Annotated in this window: 19 protein-coding genes and 1 pseudogene; 15 read left to right on the top strand and 5 right to left on the bottom strand. The window is 67.7% G+C overall.

The window, feature by feature from the left end:
• Position 1 precedes the first annotated feature (1 nt).
• Positions 2-802 carry a pyrimidine utilization protein D gene (gene rutD / locus ACQ858_RS01165; RefSeq protein WP_431275051.1) on the top strand — a complete coding sequence of 267 codons (801 nt, stop codon included), beginning with the start codon at positions 2-4 and terminating at the stop codon, positions 800-802.
• A gap of 42 nt (positions 803-844) precedes the next feature.
• The gene (gene rutF / locus ACQ858_RS01160; protein WP_431275050.1) at positions 845-1,339 is read left to right on the top strand and encodes an NADH-dependent FMN reductase RutF; all 495 of its coding nucleotides are present in this window, start codon (positions 845-847) and stop codon (positions 1,337-1,339) included.
• Positions 1,340-1,351: 12 nt separating this feature from the next.
• Here rutF and rutR read toward each other — a convergent pair whose 3' ends face one another.
• Complete coding sequence (rutR, locus tag ACQ858_RS01155; RefSeq protein WP_431275049.1) at positions 1,352-2,071, bottom strand: HTH-type transcriptional regulator RutR; 720 nt, start codon at positions 2,069-2,071, stop codon at positions 1,352-1,354.
• A 172-nt stretch (positions 2,072-2,243) separates the two neighbouring features.
• Between rutR and ACQ858_RS01150 the strand changes: the two genes are divergently transcribed.
• From ACQ858_RS01150 to ACQ858_RS01125, 6 genes and pseudogenes are all read left to right on the top strand, one after another.
• Positions 2,244-3,230: an isopenicillin N synthase family dioxygenase gene (locus tag ACQ858_RS01150; RefSeq protein WP_431275048.1), complete on the top strand. Its 987-nt coding sequence runs from the start codon at positions 2,244-2,246 to the stop codon at positions 3,228-3,230.
• 32 nt (positions 3,231-3,262) lie between these two features.
• Positions 3,263-4,309, top strand: coding sequence for an ABC transporter substrate-binding protein (locus ACQ858_RS01145; protein WP_431275047.1), 1,047 nt, complete (start codon positions 3,263-3,265; stop codon positions 4,307-4,309).
• Positions 4,306-4,803, top strand: a pseudogene (locus ACQ858_RS01140) (ABC transporter ATP-binding protein); the annotation flags it as partial. The gene ACQ858_RS01145 and the pseudogene ACQ858_RS01140, both read left to right, overlap by 4 nt.
• Positions 4,804-5,320: 517 nt before the next feature.
• A complete protein-coding gene (locus tag ACQ858_RS01135; RefSeq protein ID WP_431276756.1) occupies positions 5,321-5,446 on the top strand; it encodes a hypothetical protein in 126 nt (41 codons plus the stop codon).
• Complete coding sequence (locus ACQ858_RS01130) at positions 5,443-6,345, top strand: ABC transporter permease (RefSeq protein WP_431276755.1); 903 nt, start codon at positions 5,443-5,445, stop codon at positions 6,343-6,345. The genes ACQ858_RS01135 and ACQ858_RS01130 overlap by 4 nt, the downstream gene beginning before the upstream one ends.
• Positions 6,342-7,151 carry an ABC transporter permease gene (locus tag ACQ858_RS01125; RefSeq protein ID WP_431275046.1) on the top strand — a complete coding sequence of 270 codons (810 nt, stop codon included), beginning with the start codon at positions 6,342-6,344 and terminating at the stop codon, positions 7,149-7,151. The genes ACQ858_RS01130 and ACQ858_RS01125 overlap by 4 nt, the downstream gene beginning before the upstream one ends.
• 39 nt (positions 7,152-7,190) lie before the next feature.
• Here ACQ858_RS01125 and ACQ858_RS01120 read toward each other — a convergent pair whose 3' ends face one another.
• Genes ACQ858_RS01120 through ACQ858_RS01105 form a run of 4 tightly spaced genes read right to left on the bottom strand, consistent with a single transcriptional unit; the run spans position 7,191 to position 9,966 of the window.
• Entirely contained in the window at positions 7,191-7,427 is a 237-nt protein-coding gene (locus ACQ858_RS01120) for a hypothetical protein (protein WP_431275045.1), read from the bottom strand.
• A gap of 23 nt (positions 7,428-7,450) precedes the next feature.
• The gene (locus ACQ858_RS01115; protein WP_431275044.1) at positions 7,451-8,455 is read right to left on the bottom strand and encodes an MFS transporter; all 1,005 of its coding nucleotides are present in this window, start codon (positions 8,453-8,455) and stop codon (positions 7,451-7,453) included.
• A 44-nt stretch (positions 8,456-8,499) separates the two neighbouring features.
• The gene (locus ACQ858_RS01110; RefSeq protein WP_431275043.1) at positions 8,500-9,555 is read right to left on the bottom strand and encodes a 3-keto-5-aminohexanoate cleavage protein; all 1,056 of its coding nucleotides are present in this window, start codon (positions 9,553-9,555) and stop codon (positions 8,500-8,502) included.
• Positions 9,556-9,564: 9 nt separating this feature from the next.
• Complete coding sequence (locus ACQ858_RS01105; protein ID WP_431275042.1) at positions 9,565-9,966, bottom strand: carboxymuconolactone decarboxylase family protein; 402 nt, start codon at positions 9,964-9,966, stop codon at positions 9,565-9,567.
• A 66-nt stretch (positions 9,967-10,032) separates the two neighbouring features.
• Between ACQ858_RS01105 and ACQ858_RS01100 the strand changes: the two genes are divergently transcribed.
• The 7 genes from ACQ858_RS01100 to ACQ858_RS01070 all read left to right on the top strand — a co-directional run bounded on the left by ACQ858_RS01100 (position 10,033) and on the right by ACQ858_RS01070 (position 16,894).
• A complete protein-coding gene (locus ACQ858_RS01100; protein ID WP_431275041.1) occupies positions 10,033-11,067 on the top strand; it encodes an AraC family transcriptional regulator ligand-binding domain-containing protein in 1,035 nt (344 codons plus the stop codon).
• A gap of 206 nt (positions 11,068-11,273) precedes the next feature.
• The gene (locus tag ACQ858_RS01095) at positions 11,274-12,305 is read left to right on the top strand and encodes a hypothetical protein (protein ID WP_431275040.1); all 1,032 of its coding nucleotides are present in this window, start codon (positions 11,274-11,276) and stop codon (positions 12,303-12,305) included.
• 240 nt (positions 12,306-12,545) lie between these two features.
• Positions 12,546-13,133, top strand: a complete 588-nt coding sequence (locus tag ACQ858_RS01090; RefSeq protein WP_431275039.1) for an NAD(P)H-dependent oxidoreductase — start codon at positions 12,546-12,548, stop codon at positions 13,131-13,133.
• A 31-nt stretch (positions 13,134-13,164) separates the two neighbouring features.
• A complete protein-coding gene (locus tag ACQ858_RS01085; protein WP_431275038.1) occupies positions 13,165-14,034 on the top strand; it encodes a creatininase family protein in 870 nt (289 codons plus the stop codon).
• A 71-nt stretch (positions 14,035-14,105) separates the two neighbouring features.
• Positions 14,106-15,101, top strand: coding sequence for an ABC transporter substrate-binding protein (locus tag ACQ858_RS01080; RefSeq protein ID WP_431275037.1), 996 nt, complete (start codon positions 14,106-14,108; stop codon positions 15,099-15,101).
• A gap of 45 nt (positions 15,102-15,146) precedes the next feature.
• Complete coding sequence (locus ACQ858_RS01075) at positions 15,147-15,980, top strand: ABC transporter ATP-binding protein (RefSeq protein WP_431275036.1); 834 nt, start codon at positions 15,147-15,149, stop codon at positions 15,978-15,980.
• Positions 15,977-16,894 carry an ABC transporter permease gene (locus ACQ858_RS01070; protein WP_431275035.1) on the top strand — a complete coding sequence of 306 codons (918 nt, stop codon included), beginning with the start codon at positions 15,977-15,979 and terminating at the stop codon, positions 16,892-16,894. Before ACQ858_RS01075 ends, ACQ858_RS01070 begins: the two co-directional genes overlap by 4 nt.
• Positions 16,895-16,897: the final 3 nt, after the last annotated feature.

The raw sequence follows: 16,897 nt of genomic DNA, 5'->3' as shown, positions 1-16,897 counted from the left end.
CATGGCGCTGCACTACGAAGCGCACGGGCCCGCCGACGGCGACGCGGTGCTGCTGTCCTCCGGGCTCGGCGGCTCCGCGGGATTCTGGCAACCGCAACTGCGCGCCCTGCTCGATGCCGGCCACCGCGTGATCACCTATGACCACCGCGGCACCGGGCGGAGCAGCGCCGCGCTGCATCCTGCGCATGCGATCGCCGACATGGCGCGCGACGTGATCGAGATCCTCGACGCGACATCGACGCCGCGCTGCCATCTGGTGGGCCACGCGCTCGGCGGATTGATCGGCCTGCAGCTCGCGCTCGACGCGCCTTCGCGCGTGGCCAGCCTCGCGCTGGTCAACGCATGGGCGCGCACCGATGCACACACGCTGCGCTGCTTCGGGGCGCGCATCGCCCTGCTCGACGCCTGCGGCGCGCGCGCCTATGTCGAGGCGCAGCCGATCTTTCTCTACCCCGCCGCGTGGTGTGCCGCGCATGCGCAGCGCGTGGCCGACGAGGTCGAGCACGCGCTCGCGCACTTCCCGGGCGCGGCCAACATGCATGCGCGCATCGGCGCACTGCGCGATTTCGACGTCGACGCGAGGCTCGGGGACATCGCGGTGCCGGTGCTGGTCGCCGCCGCCATGGACGATGTGCTCGTGCCGTGGACCTGCTCGCAGCGGCTCGCGCAAGGCCTGCCCCACGCCACCTTCGAATGCGTTCTCCACGGCGGCCACGCGCACAGCGTGACCGACGCCGCAGCCTTCAACCGCGGCCTGCTCGCCTTCCTCGCGCGCGTGGCCACGCCCGAAGTTCCCGCGTGACCCGATCGCCGGATCACGCCGCCTGATCGACACCCCGACGCCATGAACGCCCTGCCCAAGACCGACTACCGCAACGCGATGGCTCGCCTCGGCGCCGCCGTCCATGTGATCACCACCGACGGCCCCGGCGGCCGCGCCGGCTTCACCGCCTCCGCGGTGTGCAGCGTGACCGACGAGCCGCCGACGCTGCTCGTCTGCGTCAATCGCGCGGCCTCGGTCTATCCGGCTTTTCGCGCCAACGGCGTTCTGTGCGTGAACGCACTGGCCGCGGGTCAGCAGCAGCTGTCGAGCCTGTTCGGCGGCAAGACGCCGATGGAAGAGCGCTTCGCCGCGGGACGTTGGGGACGCAAGCTCACCGGTGCGCCGGTGCTCGAGGGCGCGGCCGTGTCCTTCGATTGCCGCGTGTCGCACGTGACGCCGGTCGGCACGCACGACGTGCTGTTCTGCGAGACGCTGGCCATCGCCATCGGCGGCACCGCGGATGGCCTGATCTACTTCGACCGGCGTTACCACGATCTCGTCGCCGCGCCGCAGTGAACGCGCGGCGCGTCAGCGCGCGGCGATGCCGCGCAGCACGATGCGCTGCAGGTTGTCCACGGCCTTCTCGAAGAAGTCCGGATCGTCGAGCGTGCGGCCCGTGATGGCCTGCACCTGCACGCCGAAGTCGGCGTAGTGCTGCGTGACCGCCCACAGGGCGAAGATCAGGTGATGCGGGTCGACCGGCGCCAGCTTGCCGGCCGCGACCCAGGCGCGGATCACGTCGGACTTGGTGTCAACGAGATCGCGCAACTCGCGATCGAGCTCGTCGCGCAGAAGCGGGGCGCCCTGGATCATTTCGAGGCAGAACAGCCGCGAGGCATCGGGCTGGTCGCGCGAGATCACCAGCTTGCGGCGGATGTAGTCACCGATCGCCTCCTGCGGGTCCTGTTCGGCGCGGAAGCCGCGCAAGGGCTCGAGCCACACGTCGAGCAGCTCGCGCAGCACCGAGACATACAGCTCCTCCTTGTTGGCGAAGTAGTAGAGCAGGTTGCTCTTGGAGACATCCGCGCGCGCCGCCACCTGGTCGACGCTGGTGCCGTGCAGCCCGTAGCGCGAGAACAGCCCCAGCGCGGCGCGCAGGATCACCGCGCGCTTGTCCTCAATCTGGCGCAGGCGGCGGTTCGCCGCCGCGGCGCTGCGCACCGCCGGTGCACGCATGGCGTGCGTGCGCTTCGGCGACGGCACCGGCTTGGCCTGTTCGGACTTCGGCGTGATGCGTGTCTTGGGCATGTGTTGCGGCTTCTCCATCCAACGCGGGTTCTCGTGACCATGCACGAGGCATGCCGCGCCATGTTAAGCACCAGTCGACGATCCGGGGAAGGCGCGGCGCACCACGCCGATGCGGCAAAACGGATTTGTCCATTTGGTCCAACTGGCATGGACGTTGCATGGCGGAACATCCATGAACGCCATCCCTCTCATCGATCTTCGCGGCAACATCGATTCCAGTGCGTCCATCGCACACGAGACGGCCGCCAGCCTGCGCGAAGCGCTCGCCAGCGTCGGCTTCGCCTACATCGCAGGGCACAACGTGCAGCGCGCCACGCGCGAGGCGGCCTTCGCGGCCTCGCGCGAGTTCCACGCCTCGCCGCTGGAGCGCAAGCAGTCGATCGCGATCAACGGCTTCCATCGCGGCTACATGGGCATGGCCAGCTCCACCATCGTCACCTCGTCGGTGGCAAAGGTCACGCGGCCGAACATGAGCGAGTCGCTGATGCTCATGCACGAGCTGCCTCCGGACGACCCCGGCCTGCTCGCAGGCCTGCCGATGCAAGGCCCCAACCAGTGGCCCGACTGGGTTCCGGACTTCCGCCCGCGCATCGATCGCTACATCGCCGAGGTCGACGCGCTGGGCCGCTACATCGTGCAGCTGGTCGCGATGAGCCTGGACCTGCCGGCGCACGCGCTCGACCATCACTTCGACAAGCCCACCACCTTCCTGCGCCTGCTGCACTATCCGCCGCAGCCACCGGTAACGGACGACCAGATGGGTTCGGCGCCGCACACCGACTACGGGATCATCACCCTGCTCGCGCAGGACGACACGGGCGGCCTGCAGGTGCGGCCGCGCGGCGGCGACTGGATCGAGGCGCCGCCGATCCCCGACACCTACGTGCTCAACGTCGGCGACATGCTCGCGCGCTGGACCAACGACCGCTTCGTCTCGACGCCGCACCGCGTGATCAACCGCTCCGGCGGCGACCGCTACTCGCTGCCCTACTTCCTCGACCCGGGCATGGACGCGCTCATCGAGTGCCTGCCGACCTGCGCCGACGAGGCGAACCCGCCCCGGCATGCGCCGGTGCGCTACGGCGACTACCTGCTCGACCGCCTGAACCGCAACTACGACTACCGCCGCGCGCCCGTCGCCGCCGCAGCCGCCGTCTGAACATCAACCACCACTCCCCGCCGAGACCTGCCATGCACGCTCCCCTCCACCGACGCGATCTTCTTCTGCGCAGCCTGGCCGCTGCCGCCGGCCTCGCGCTGCCTTCGATGCCCTCCTTCGCGAACTCGCCGCTGGTGGTCAACACCTACGGCGGCCGCTGGGAGAAGTTCTGGCGCAGCGACCTGCTGCCGATGCTCGACAAGTCCAGCGGCGTGCAGGCCACGCTCGACGTGGGCCTGGGCAAGAACTTCATCGCCAACCTGCGCGCGGCCGGCATCGACAAGCCGCCCTACAGCGTGCTGATGGTCAACGAGAACATCGCGAGCGTGGTGCGCGGCGAGGGCTACTTCGAGCCGATCCCCGCGGCCAAGGTGCCCAATCTCGCCAACATCTACCCGAACCTGCGCAACCCCGGCGACAACGGCGTGCGCGGCATCGTCTCCACGATCGGCATCGGCTACCGCAAGGACCTGGTGAAGACGCCGCCGAAGTCGTGGACCGACCTCTGGACCAACCCCGAGTTCAAGGGAAAGATCGGCCTCTACCAGATCGGCAACACCGCGGCGATGCTCTTCCTCCTGATGACCGCGAAGATCTACGGCGGCTCGCAGGACGCGATCGACCGCGCCTTCACCGAGATCAAGAAGCTGCTGCCCTTCACGCAGGCCGACTGGAGCGGCACGCTCTCCACCATGCTCACGCGCGGCGACGTCACGGTGGCGGTGATCGACTTCCCCGAGATCGTGGCGCTCCGGAAGAAGGGCGTTCCGGTCGAGATGGTGGTGCCCACCGAAGGCGTGGTGGCCTTCGAGCAGTCGTTCAACATCCTGAAGAACGCGCCCAACAAGGAGGACGCCTACAAGTACCTCGACTTCATCCTTCAGCCCGAGGTGCAGCAGATGATGGCCAAGGAGTTCTTCACCTCGCCCACCAACACCAAGGTGCAGCTGCCCGAGGCGATGGCGGCCGACGTGCCGGTCAGCGGCAAGGCGATGGCCTCGATCGTGGGCTTCGACTGGAGCAAGGTCAATCCGCAGCTGCCGGCGATCACCGAGCGCTGGAACCGGGAGATCAAATGAGTGCTGTGCTGCCGGCGGGCGCCGTGCCGGCGGATCGCGATGCGGCCAGTGCGCCACGGCTGCGGCGCATGACGCGCCTGACCCTGCGCGGCCTGCGCAAGAGCTTCCAGTCGATGACCGCGATCCAGTCGCTGGAGCTCGCCACCGAGCCCGGCGAGTTCATCTCGCTGCTGGGCCCGAGCGGCTGCGGCAAGACCACCACGCTGCGCTGCGTCGCCGGCTTCGAGTACCCCGACCAGGGCGAGGTGCTGATCGACGGCGAGGACATCACCCACCTGCCGCCGGAACGCCGCGACATCGGCATGGTGTTCCAGAACTACGCGCTGTTCCCGCACCTCACGGTGCGCCGCAACCTGGCCTTCGGGCTGGAAATGCGCGGCATGCCCAAGGCCGAGATGGCGCGGCGCATCGATGCGGTGCTGGCGATGGTGCAGCTCCAGGACAAGGCCGAGCGCTATCCGCGCCAGCTCTCGGGCGGCCAGCAGCAGCGCGTGGCGCTGGCGCGCGCGCTGGTGATCGAGCCGCGCCTGCTGCTGCTCGACGAGCCGCTGGCCAATCTCGACGCCGTGCTGCGCGAGGACATGCGGGTGTTCATCCGCGAACTGCAGCGGCGCGTGGGCATCACCACGCTGTATGTCACGCACGACCAGTCCGAGGCGATGGTCATGTCCGATCGCGTCGCAGTGATGCTCGGCGGGCGCCTGCAGCAGTTCGACGCGCCCGAGGCCATCTACCTGCGTCCGCGCAGCGTGGAAGTGGCGCGGTTCATCGGACGCTCCAACCTCATCGAAGGCCGGGTGGCGTCGCTGCTGCCGGCCGCCGGTACCTTCCTTCGCCACCGGATCGAGACGGCCCTCGGGCCGGTCGACGCGGACCACGACCAGCCGCTCGCGCCCGGCGAATCGGTGCACGTCGCGATCCGGCCCGAGGCGATCCACTTCGACGCCACGGGCCCCTACCAGGGCACTGGTAAGCACGAGCTACTTCCTGGGCAGCAGCGTCGAGCACACCGTGCAGTGCGCCGCGGGCACGCCGTTGCTGGTGCAGACCGCACCGGGACAGCGCCTGGCCGTGGGCACAACAAGCGGCATGCGCTTCGAACCGGGGCATGCCTGGATCATCGCGGGCCGACCATGAGCGCCACGACTGCCACGGTTGCCCCGCCGCTGTCCGTGACGCGGCGGGTGCCGCTCGCGCGCCGCGCCTTCTGGCTCATCGCGCCGGCGCTGTTGCTGATCGGCGTGTTCCTCGTGCTGCCCTATCTCAACATCGTGCTGATGAGCCTGCGCCCGCCCGCCGTGGGCGCTCCTTACGGCGCAGGGTTCACGCTCGGCAACTACGGCCGCGCGCTCGGCGACCCCTACCTGCTCGGCGTGCTGGGCGACACCCTGCTGCTGGGCCTGACCGTCACGCCGATCTGCCTGCTGCTGGGCTACCCCGTGGCCTATCACCTGGCGCGCACGCGCTCGCGCTGGAGCAGCGTGCTCTACGTGCTGGTGCTCTCGCCGCTACTGGTAGGCGTGGTGGTGCGCAGCTTCGGCTGGCTGATCCTGCTGTCGGGCAACGGCGCCATCAATCGCCTGCTGATCGACCTCGGCCTCGTGGAAAGCGGCCTGCAGCTGATGAACAACCGGCTGGGCGTGACCATCGCGCTGGTGCATGTTTTCCTGCCCTTCATGGTGCTGCCGCTGGTGGGCGTGATCCAGAGCATCGACCCCTCGCTCGAATCCGCCGCGCGCTCGCTCGGCGCCTCGCGCCTGAAGGCGTTCTGGCGGCTCGTGCTGCCGCTGTCGTGGCCGGGCATCCAGGCCGGCACCATCCTGGTCTTCGTGCTCACCTTGAGTGCCTACGTCACGCCGGTGATGCTCGGCGGCGCACAGGTCAAGACGATGTCGGTGCTGGTGGTGCAGAACCTGATCGACAACTTCCAGTGGCCGGCGGGTGCCGCCCAGGCGCTGCTGCTCACGGCCTGCGGCATGGCGGCGGTGGCGCTCTACGTGCGCCTCACCGGCCGCTTCACGAAGGGGCTGGCATGAGAGCACCGCTGTCCGAACGCATCGCGAACGCCTTCGGCGGGGTCTTCGTCGGCGCCGTCTACGTCTTCCTCCTGCTGCCGATCGCGATCATCGTGCTGATGTCGCTCAACGCCGGCGAGTTCATGACCTTTCCGCCGCAGGGCCTGTCGCTGCGCTGGTTCGGTGCGCTGTTCGCCAACGAGGCCTTCATGCGCGCGATCCGCACCTCGCTGCTGCTGGCGGCGATCGCCACGCTGTGCTCCTCGGTCATCGGCGTGGCCGCCGCGCTCTATGTGGTGCGCCATGCCACGCGGCTGCGCGAGGCCCTGCGCATGCTGCTGATGCTGCCGCTCATGCTGCCGGAGATCCTCACCGCGATCGCGCTGCTGTTCTTCCTGTACGCAAGCGGGATCGGCACCCGCACCATGTTCGGCCTCGTCGTCGGCCATGTGCTGGTGACGCTGCCCTATGTGTTCACCAACGTGGCTTCGGCGCTCTACAACCAGGACGCATCGCTGGAGCAGGCCGCGCGCAGCCTCGGCGCCTCGCCCTGGCGTGCCTTCCTGCGCGTGACGCTGCCGCTGATCAAGCCGGGCATCATCACCGGCGCGCTGTTCGCGTTCGTGATCTCCTTCGACCTGTTCAACATGTCGCTGCTGCTCAAGGGGATCGGGATGACGACGTTGCCGCTGCAGCTCTTCGACTATCTGCGCTGGGACTTCGACCCCACGGCGGCGGCGGTGTCCACGGTCAGCATCGTGCTCACGCTCGCGGTGGTGGTGTGGGTCGACCGGACCGTCGGCCTGCGCTCGCTGCGCTTCGGCTGACCGGCGGGCACCGACGACGCGAAACGGCGCCTTCGCCCCTCAATGGGCGACCATGCACTCGGCCGCCGCTTCGACGCGGGCCCCGCGTGCGGCCAGTGCGTAGAACAACGCCGCGACGATGACGATGATGTCGGTGGCGAGGAGCACGTCCGTGAGCGCGTGGCCCGACCCCGCCGCGCTCATGCGGTCGCTGACCGCACCGACCACGAGGTTCCCGACCGCGATCGCGAACACGTTGATCAGGAGCATCGTGACACCCGTGACGGTCGAGCGCATGCGGTCCGGTGTCAGGCCCTGGATCAGCGCGAGCGAGGGCCGTAGGTTGCCAGCGGCAGGAAGAATCCGGCGCACATGCCGACGTAGAAGACCGCGGAGCCCGGGTCGGCGAAGCGGAAAGCCACCATCAGCGGGCCGCAGATTCCGATCAGCAGCACGACGAAGCCGGCATGGCCGCCCGGCAAACGCCTGGCGAGGCGGTCGCTGAGCATGCCGCCGACCAGCGAGCCGAGCACGCCGAAGACGATTCCCAGCACGCCGATCTTCTGCGCCATCACGGCAGCGTCCAGACCTCGCTCACGCACCAGCCAGAGCTGGGCGAACGCGATGCCGACGAAGGCCATATGGACGAGCACGAAACCGACGACCGTGTGTGCCACCGTCGGGCTGCCGCGCAACAGGGTGACGACGCTGCGCAACTGCTCCGTGAAGGGCAGGCCGCGATCGGCCACGGTGTGTGCGCCGCGATCGTCCTTGAGCAGCAAAGCGGCCAATCCGATCAGGATGCCTGCGGCCCCCAGCGCGTAGAACGTACCGCGCCAACCCAGCGTGGAGCCGATCGTTCCGGCCAGCGTGAACGCCAGTCCGATGCCCAGCGGGATGCCCATGAAGAAGATGCCGACCGCAGTGCCGGCGCGGCCTGGCTTGAACAGTTCGATCAGCAGCGAGACTGCCGCCGGCACCAGCGCCGCCTCCCCCGCGGCGACGAAGAAGCGTGCCGCCACCATCTGGCCGAAGTTCTGCGCCAGACCTGAGGCCCCGGTGCACACGCTCCAGGCCAGGATGCCGAACGCAATCACCTTCGTACGACTGAAGCGATCGGCAAGGCTGCCCAGGAATACCGCCATGAAGCCGAAGCTCAGCACCCACACCGCGCCCGCGAGGAAGCCGTACTGCGCGTTGCCGAGCGCGAGGTCCCGCGTGATCTGGGGCGAGAACCCGAGCAGCATGTTGCGGTCGACATGTGCCATCACGTGGATGACCAGCAGGCCGATCAGCACCGCCTGAGGATTTTCTTTCCAGCGCATCGTCGTCTCCTTTTTTGTGTGATGGCAATGCCGGCGCCGGCGCTTCAAGCCGCAAGGCGCAGCGGCATGCCCAGCTCGCCTGGCCGGCGATTCGGCCCATAGCCGAGCTTTGCGAGCGTCTCGTCCGCGGTCGCGTAGTGCTCGCCGATCCGATAGATGGCCCTGGCCTCCGCGCCACCGGCAATCTCGCGATGCAACTGGCGCGCGATGCCGACCATCTGTTCGACCTGCCGCACGCTGGTCATGCGTTCACCCTTGCGAGCCCAGAGGTTGTCCTCGATGCCGACGCGAACGTGCAGTCCCATGGCAATGGCCATCGTATTGAGCGGCAGGACGTGGCGCATCAAGCTCTCGATGGTGAGGACGGCACCGGCCGGAACGCGGCGAACGAACTCCATCATGTTGTAAGGGTTCGGGCCGTCGGCGCCACCCCCGATCGCGACCCAGTTGAGTACCAGCGGCCCCGTGTAGGCACCGCGACGAACCAGGCGCTCCACCGTCTCCAGCTGGCCGACATCGCCGAGCATGAAGTGCGGCTGGATGCCGGCGGCCTGCAGGCGTCTCAGGTGCTCTTCGACGAAAACCGGGCCGGACGGAATCCACATCTCGCGGTACGCCGCCTGCAACGCCGGGTTGGCGAGCGAGGTGCCATCGACGTCGTCGGCGCTCAGCAGCTCGCAGATGTTCATCTGGTTGGTGTTGATGGCGATCGTGACCTGGTCGGGCCTGGGATCGAGTTCGGCCAGCATGTGGCGCGTGTCGTCGTTGAGCCATTTCGCCTGCGCGCCGTCGCCCTCCGGAGCGAACGAGATCGATCCGCCGACCTGCAGCACCATCTTCGGAACCGCCTCCCGCAGGCGGGCCAGCATCTCGTTGAACATCGAGAGACGCTTGCTGCCCTTGCCGTCGGCCTCCCGCACGTGCACATGCAGCACGGTGGCGCCGGCGTTCCAGCAGTCCACGGCCTTCTGCACCTGTTCCTCCATCGTGACGGGAATGTCATCGGAATCGCCCGGGAGGAATTGCGGCCCGTAGGGCGCGACCTGGATCACGAGCGGCTGCTGGTTCTCGGGCAGCAGAGAGTCGTCGAGGAATTGCATGGTGGTCTCCTAGTTGCGGTGATGGACGGAAGGGGCGGGGCACTCGCACGACGCGAGTTCTTCGAGCAGGATCGGGGCGCCGAGGCTCATCGTGTGAATGCCGAGGACCGACACGCACTGCAGCACTGCAGTGATCTCTTCCTTCGTGGCGCCCAGTTCGAGTGCCCTGCGGATGTGCCTGCGTACGCCCGGCGCGTACATGTGGGTGCAGGACGCATCGACCGCGATCGCGATGAACTCGACGGTCTTGGCATCCAGGACGCCGCTGCGGACGGGCGCGAGGCCCATGGCCATGAATTTCTCGGTCCAGGACGGATCGAGCGCATAGAACGGGTCCCAGGCGGGATTCCACTGCTCAGCCTGTCGCAGGTGGTCGCACAACGGTGTGGGGGCGGTCGGGGTGTCGCTCATGTCGGGCTTTCGGAGTCGTTTCGATGTGCGTCGATTCTTCCGCCGGGCGCTTGAAACGACTTGACGATGGGGGACACCCAATTACCATTTCGGGACATTCGCCGGATTTCCATGACCCAGCTCGTCCGCAGTGCAAGCCTCACCGGGTTCGCCGAATTGGCAGTGGCCTGCGGGCTCGATCCCTACGCCCTCGTGGCCGAAGCCGGCCTGCCGAGGCGCTGTCTGGATGAACCCGATCTGATGGTGGCGGCGCCGCGCGTCGGGCGCCTTCTCGAACTCGCAGCCGCGCGGGGCCGCGAGCCGGCGTTCGGATTGCGGATGGCCGAGTCACGCAGGCTTTCGAACCTGGGACCCCTCGCGCTGCTGGTGCGTGACGAGCCGACCCTGCGTCACGCGCTGGAGGCCCTGGTCGCGCACATCCACATGCACAACGAGGCCCTGTCGGTCCGCGTGGAGCAAGTGGGCAATCTCGTCGCGATCCGGGAGCAGATGGACGCCGGGCACGAGATGTTTCGTCAGGCGACCGAACTGGTCGTCGGCGTGACCTTTCGGGTGCTGTCCATCTTCCTGGGCTCGGCATGGCGGCCGCGGCTCGTGTGCTTCGCGCATCGTGCGCCGGCCAGCCTCGAGGTTCATCGGCGCGTGTTCGGCAGCGCGGTGGAATTCGGCCACGAGTTCGACGGCATCGTCTGCAACGCGGCCGACCTGGATGCGCCCAACCCCGGCGCCGATCCCGTGATGGTGCGCTATGCACGCCGCCTGCTCGAACAGACCCCCGGCCCGCGACCCTGCGCTTCAGCGCGGGCACGCGAGCTCGTCGTCGTCCTGCTGCCGCGCGGGCACTGCAGCGTCGAGGCCGTCGCTCAACACCTGGGCGTGGACCGGCGAACGCTGGCCGGGCGCCTCGCGGCAGAAGGCACGACGTTCACTGCGGTGGTGGATGGTGTGCGCCGCGATCTCCTGGCGGGCTACCTCAAGGACGGTGCGCGGACGCTCTCGGACGTCTCGGACCTGCTTGGCTTCTCGGCGCCGAGCGCTTTTTCCCGTTGGCACCGCAACCAGTTCGGGATCGCGGCCCGAAGCAGGGTGCATGCCGAGTAGCCGATCGATCGTGCGGCGTATGCTTGCTGGCGATCGCAGCTCCGACATGGGGGTTCATATGACCAACGAGGGCCCAATGATTCGTCCGGAAGCGCCGCCATCGATCTCGATGCGGTGCATCCGAAGTCCGGCCTGGGATCTCGTCTGGGTCCTGAACCCTCTCTGGATGGTGCCCCTGGTACTGCTGCTCGCGCAGGGCCACGAGGATGCGCGCAACAGCGCCGTCGATGGCTTGTTCTTCGTCCTCGCCGTCCCGCTGTGGTTCGGCCACCGCGTGTCCTCGGCACTGGCTTGCCTACGCGACCCCGGCCTATCGTCCACTGCTCGCCCGGCAACGCCTGCGCTTTGTCGTGGCGCCGCTGGTCATCGCAGCGGCCTGCTTCGCCGTGCTGCTGGCGCCCGAGCGCGTGCTGCCGATGCCGCGGGAGGAACGCGTCGTGTGGCTGGTGGTGTTGGATTTCCTGCTGGTCAGTCACCACTACGCCGCCCAGCACTTCGGCCTGCTCAGCCTCTACCGCGCGCGGGCAGGACGCGCGGCATCGCCGAACGCGCGACGACTCGACCGGTGGTTCGCGCTCGTCGTCGGCGGTGGCTTCGTCGTGGTGGCGCAGGCCCTGACGGGATCGATTGCCTTTCAGGAGCGCTGGATCGATCCATGGCTCGGAGAAGTCGCGTCGGACCTGCTGGCACGCACGCTGCACGATGGCGGCATGGCCCTCGTCGTGATCCTGACCGGCCTCGTGCTCGTCGTGGAGTTGCGCTCGGGGCATCCATCTCTTCCACGCATCGGCTACGTCCTCGGCCTCGCGGCGATGGTGCTCCTGGCCTTCATCGCGCGCGATCCGTTTCTCTTCATCGTGTTGTGGAGCGTGCAGCACTGGAGTGCCGCGATGGGGCTCACCTCGCTCGCGGCCGCTGGTGGCGACCAGGCGGCGACCACACGCTGGCAGCGTCTGCTGGCGCCCATCAATCGGCGCGGCTGGGCCGTCCTGCTCGCGCTCTCCGTCGTCTCCGTCCTCCTGCTGCCGCTGCTGGAGGTGGAGGCCGTGGGCGACGACTACGTCTACGCCGACCGCATCTTCGGGGAGGCTGCGTGGTGGCTGCGCTCGTCGCCCTTTGTTCCGGTGCTGCTGGCCCTGGGCTTTGCAACCGGCTTCATCCACTACCTGCTGGACCGCGCCGCTTTTCGCTTCTCATCGCCCGACGTACGGCGGGCCGCACGAGGCTTGTTGCAGTAGATCAGGGGACGCCGCTCCCCGATAGCTCGAGCAGAGCCGCAATCCCCTTTAAAGGTTGGCAGACCAGGGCACCACGTACGTCTTGCGCGCAAGGCCTCGAACCCTGTCCAACTGCTTTGCCTCACCGGCCATCGAGGCCGGACGTCTCCTCGAGGCCGCCTCCCGTTTTTGGTGCAAACCGGATTGGCACGTCGCTTGCATAACCTGACCACTTGCTCTGATTAAGCGGTCAAACACACCATGCGAGTGCTCGTCGTCTATTGCCATCCGGTCGAAACCAGCTTCCATGCCGCCCTGCACCAGGAGGTGGTGCGCAACCTGCGCGCCGCCGGCCACGAGGTGGACGACTGCGACCTCTACGCCGAAGGCTTCGATCCGGTCTTGTCGCGCGAGGAGCGACTCGGCTACCACGAGGTGCCGAGCAATCAGCTTCCCCTCAAGCCCTACGTGGAGCGACTGCAGTGGGCCGAAGGCATCGTGTTCTGCTTTCCGACGTGGTGCTTCGGGCTGCCGGCGATGCTCAAGGGCTACTTCGACCGGCTCTTCATGCCGGGCGTGGCTTTCGACCTGAGCGACCCGCAGAACGTCAAGCCGATGCTGACGAACATCCAGCGCATCTCGGCGGTCGTCACCTACGGCCGACCACGCTGGGTCGCGTGGTACATGGGCGACCCGCCGCGCAAGATCGTCACGCGCTACATGCGCCGCCTGACCGGCCAGCAGGCGCGGGTGGACTACCACGCGCACTACCACATGAACGTCGCGACCGAGCCGCAGCTCAAGCGCTTCCTCAAGCGCGTGGGCAATGCGATGGCGCGCTTTGCCTGAAACGCTTCCCGCTTCCTCCAGGACCTTCTTCATGCTGCACGGCTACATCCCACCCCACCGCTTCCTTCCCTACCTGAGCTGGACCGAGATCGACGCCCTGCCCGATCGCGAAAACACCGTGATCGTGCTGCCCTGCGGCGCGATCGAGCAGCACGGGCCGCACCTGCCGTGCTCGGTCGACAGCGTCATCTCGTCCGGCGTGATGGGCAAGGCGCTCGAACGCCTGCCCGCCGAAGTGCGCGCGTTCGCGCTGCCGACGATCACCTACGGCAAGTCGGAAGAGCATCTGCACTTCCCCGGCACCATGACCTTGACGGGCACCACGCTGCTGTCGACCGTGATCGAGATCGGCGAATCGGTGTACCGCGCGGGCTTTCGCAAGCTGCTGTTCGCCAACGGGCACGGCGGCCAGCCGCAGGTGCTCGAAATGGCGGCGCGCGAACTGCGGCTGCGCCATGGCGATTTCGTGGTCGTGCCGCACGGCGTCTCGCGGCTGCCGAGCGCGGCGAGCAAGCAGGTGAGCGAGCAGGAGAAGCGCCTCGCGATGCACGCAGGTCATTCCGAGACCGCGCTGATGCTCGCGCTCGCACCCGAAACGGTGCACATGGAACGCGCTGCCGCCAACTTCCCGCCGCCCTTCCCGATCAAGCTGCTGTCGGCCGATGGCCGCCCCGCCTGCGCATGGACCGCGCGCGACTTCGGCCCGAGCGGCGTGATCGGCGACCCGACCAGCGCGACGCGCGAACAGGGCGAGGAAATCCTCGACACGCTGGCCGACAGCTGGGTGCAGGCGCTGAGCGAGCTTTACGCCTTGCGCTGGGTGGTGCGCGACGAAACCACCTGGGGGCGCGGCCACGAGCAGGGTTTCATCCAGACCAGCCAGACGGCCTTTGCCGGCTGATGCGGGCCGAGGCTCGTTCCTTGCATCGGCATGTTCCGTCCCATCCATTTCCCACCTCGAAGGTTCTCACCATGCGCCAGCACTTCGTTCCCACTCTCGGTCGTCTTGCCGCTGCCGCGGCGCTCGCCATCGCGGCGACTGCGCCCGCCCACGCGGAGGACAAGTTCGTCTACATGACCAACTGGTACGCGCAGGCCGAGCATGGCGGCTTCTACCAGGCGGTGGCGCAGGGCATCTACAAGAAGTACGGGCTGGACGTGACCATCAAGATGGGCGGCCCGCAGGTCAACATCACGCAGATGATGGCCGCCGGCCGGGCCGACTGCATCATGGGCTCGAGCGACATCCAGATGATGCAGGTGCGCGAAGGCGGCGTCCCGGTCGTGAACGTCGCGGCCTTCTTCCAGAAGGACCCGCAGGTGCTCATCGCCCACGACGACGTGAAGAAGTTCGAGGACCTGAAGGGCAAGACGATCCTGATCGGCTCGCAGGCCAACCGCGGCTACTGGCCCTGGCTGAAGGCCAAGTTCGGCTTCACCGATGAGCAGACGCGGCCCTACACCTTCAACATCCAGCCCTTCGTGGCGGACAAGAACACCGCGCAACAGGGCTACCTCACCTCCGAGCCTTATGCGATCCAGAAGGCCGGCGTGAAGGCCACGGTGCTGATGTTCAGCGACCACGGCTTCCCGTCCTATGCGACCACCGTGACCTGCATGGACAAGACGGTGAAGGAGCGCGCCAAGCAGGTCGCCGCCTTCGTGAAGGCATCGGCCGAAGGCTGGAAGAGCTACCTCGCCGATCCGGCGCCCGCCAATGCGCTGATCAAGAAGGACAACCCGAACATGACCGACGACCAGCTCGCCTACAGCGTCGCCAAGCTGAAGGAAATGGGCATGGTCACCGGCGGCGATGCGCAGACGCTGGGCATCGGCGTGATCACCGATGCGCGCACGAAGGCGAGCTATGACTTCCTCGTGTCCGCGAAGCTGCTCGATCCCGCGAAGGTCGAGATGGCCAAGACCTACACCACCGAATTCGTGAAGGACGCGAAGGTCCTGCCCTGAAACACCGGCGGCCCGCGGATCGGGCCTCCTCTCGAAAGGCTTTGCATGAACGAACCCGAATCCGCGACCTACGACCTGCCGAGGCGGGTCACATCGACGCCTGCCGTCGAAGTGCTCTCGGCAGAGAAGACCTATCCGAACGGCACGCGAGCGCTGATGCCGGTGGACCTGACCATCGGCGAAGGCGAGTTCGTCACGCTGCTCGGCCCCTCCGGATGCGGCAAGAGCACGCTGCTGAAGATGGTCGCCGGCATGCTCGAGCCGACCGACGGCCGGCTGAAGGTGTTCCGCAAGCCGGTGCAGCAGATCGAATCGAGCGGCCGGCGCATGGCCTTCGTGTTCCAGTCGCCCACACTGATGCCGTGGGCCAGCGTGCGCACGAATGTGCGGCTGCCGCTCGACCTGGCCGGCGTGCCGCGCAAGGAAGCGCAGGCGCGTGTTTCGGAAGCGCTCGAGCTGGTCGGCCTCGAGAAGTTCGGTTCGGCTTTGCCGCGTGCGCTTTCGGGCGGCATGCAGATGCGGGTGTCGATCGCGCGTGGCCTCGTCACGCAGCCCGACCTGCTGCTGATGGACGAACCCTTCGGCGCGCTCGACGAAATCACGCGCCACAAGCTCGACGCGGAACTGCTCGACCTGTGGCGCGAGAAGAAGCTGACGGTGATCTTCGTCACGCACTCGATCCATGAAGCCGTCTTCCTGTCGAGCCGCGTGATCATGATGGCCGCGCGGCCCGGCCGCGTGGTGGAAGAGTTCGAGATTGCCGAGCCCTATCCGCGCACCGCCGACTTCATGGTGTCGCCGCAGTTCAGCCGCTACGCGAAGAAGCTGCAGGACAGCCTGCTGCGCGCGAGCACATCGACTGACGAGGTGGCGGCATGAGCGCGATTGCACCGACGAGCCCTGCCGCCGCGCCGCAGACAACATCCGCAGCGTCCACCAAGGTCCGCGCCATGCCGCAAAGCCCCGCCAAGCCGCAACCGAAGGCCGAGGCCAAACGCACGCCGCTGCTGCAACAGCCACGCGTGCAGCGCATCGCCTATCCACTGCTCGTCGGCGTCGTGCTGGTGGCGCTCTGGCAGGGCGTCGTGACCGCGATGGAGCTGCCGCCGTACCTGGTGCCATCGCCCTACCTGATGATGCAGACGCTGGTCACCGACTGGATGCCGCTGGGCATGGCGCTCCTGGTGACGCTGAAGATCACGGTGCTCTCGTTCGTGCTCGCGACCATCGCGGGCGTGCTGATCTCGTTCCTCTTCGTGCAGAGCAAGCTGATCGAGACCGCGCTCTTCCCGTACGCGGTGCTGCTGCAGGTGACGCCGATCGTCGCGGTCGCGCCGCTGATCATCATCTGGGTCAAGAACCCGACCGCCGCGATGGTGGTCTGCGCGGCGCTGGTGGCGCTGTTCCCGATCATCAGCAACACCACGCTCGGCCTGCGCAGCGTGGAGCCCGACCTGCAGAGCTACTTCAAGCTCAACCATGCATCGCGCTGGCAGCAGCTGGTGCGCCTGCGCATCCCGAGCGCGCTGCCCTACTTCTTCGGCGGACTGCGCATCTCCAGCGGCCTCGCGCTGATCGGCGCAGTGGTGGCGGAGTTCGTCGCGGGCACGGGTGGCTCCGGCGCGGGGCTGGCCTACCAGATCCTGCAGGCGGGCTTCCAGCTCAACATCCCGCGCATGTTCGCCGCGCTGCTTCTGATTTCACTGACCGGCGTCGCGCTGTTCGTCCTGATGGCGTGGCTCACCAAACTCGCACTCGGTTCCTGGCACGCCAGCGAACTCTCACAGGATTGAATC

Origin of the sequence: Variovorax ureilyticus (assembly GCF_050632185.1) — a bacterium.
GTDB lineage: Bacteria > Pseudomonadota > Gammaproteobacteria > Burkholderiales > Burkholderiaceae_C > Variovorax > Variovorax ureilyticus_A.
Note: the sequence above shows the minus strand (reverse complement) of the source record. Positions and strands in the feature narration are given on the sequence as shown.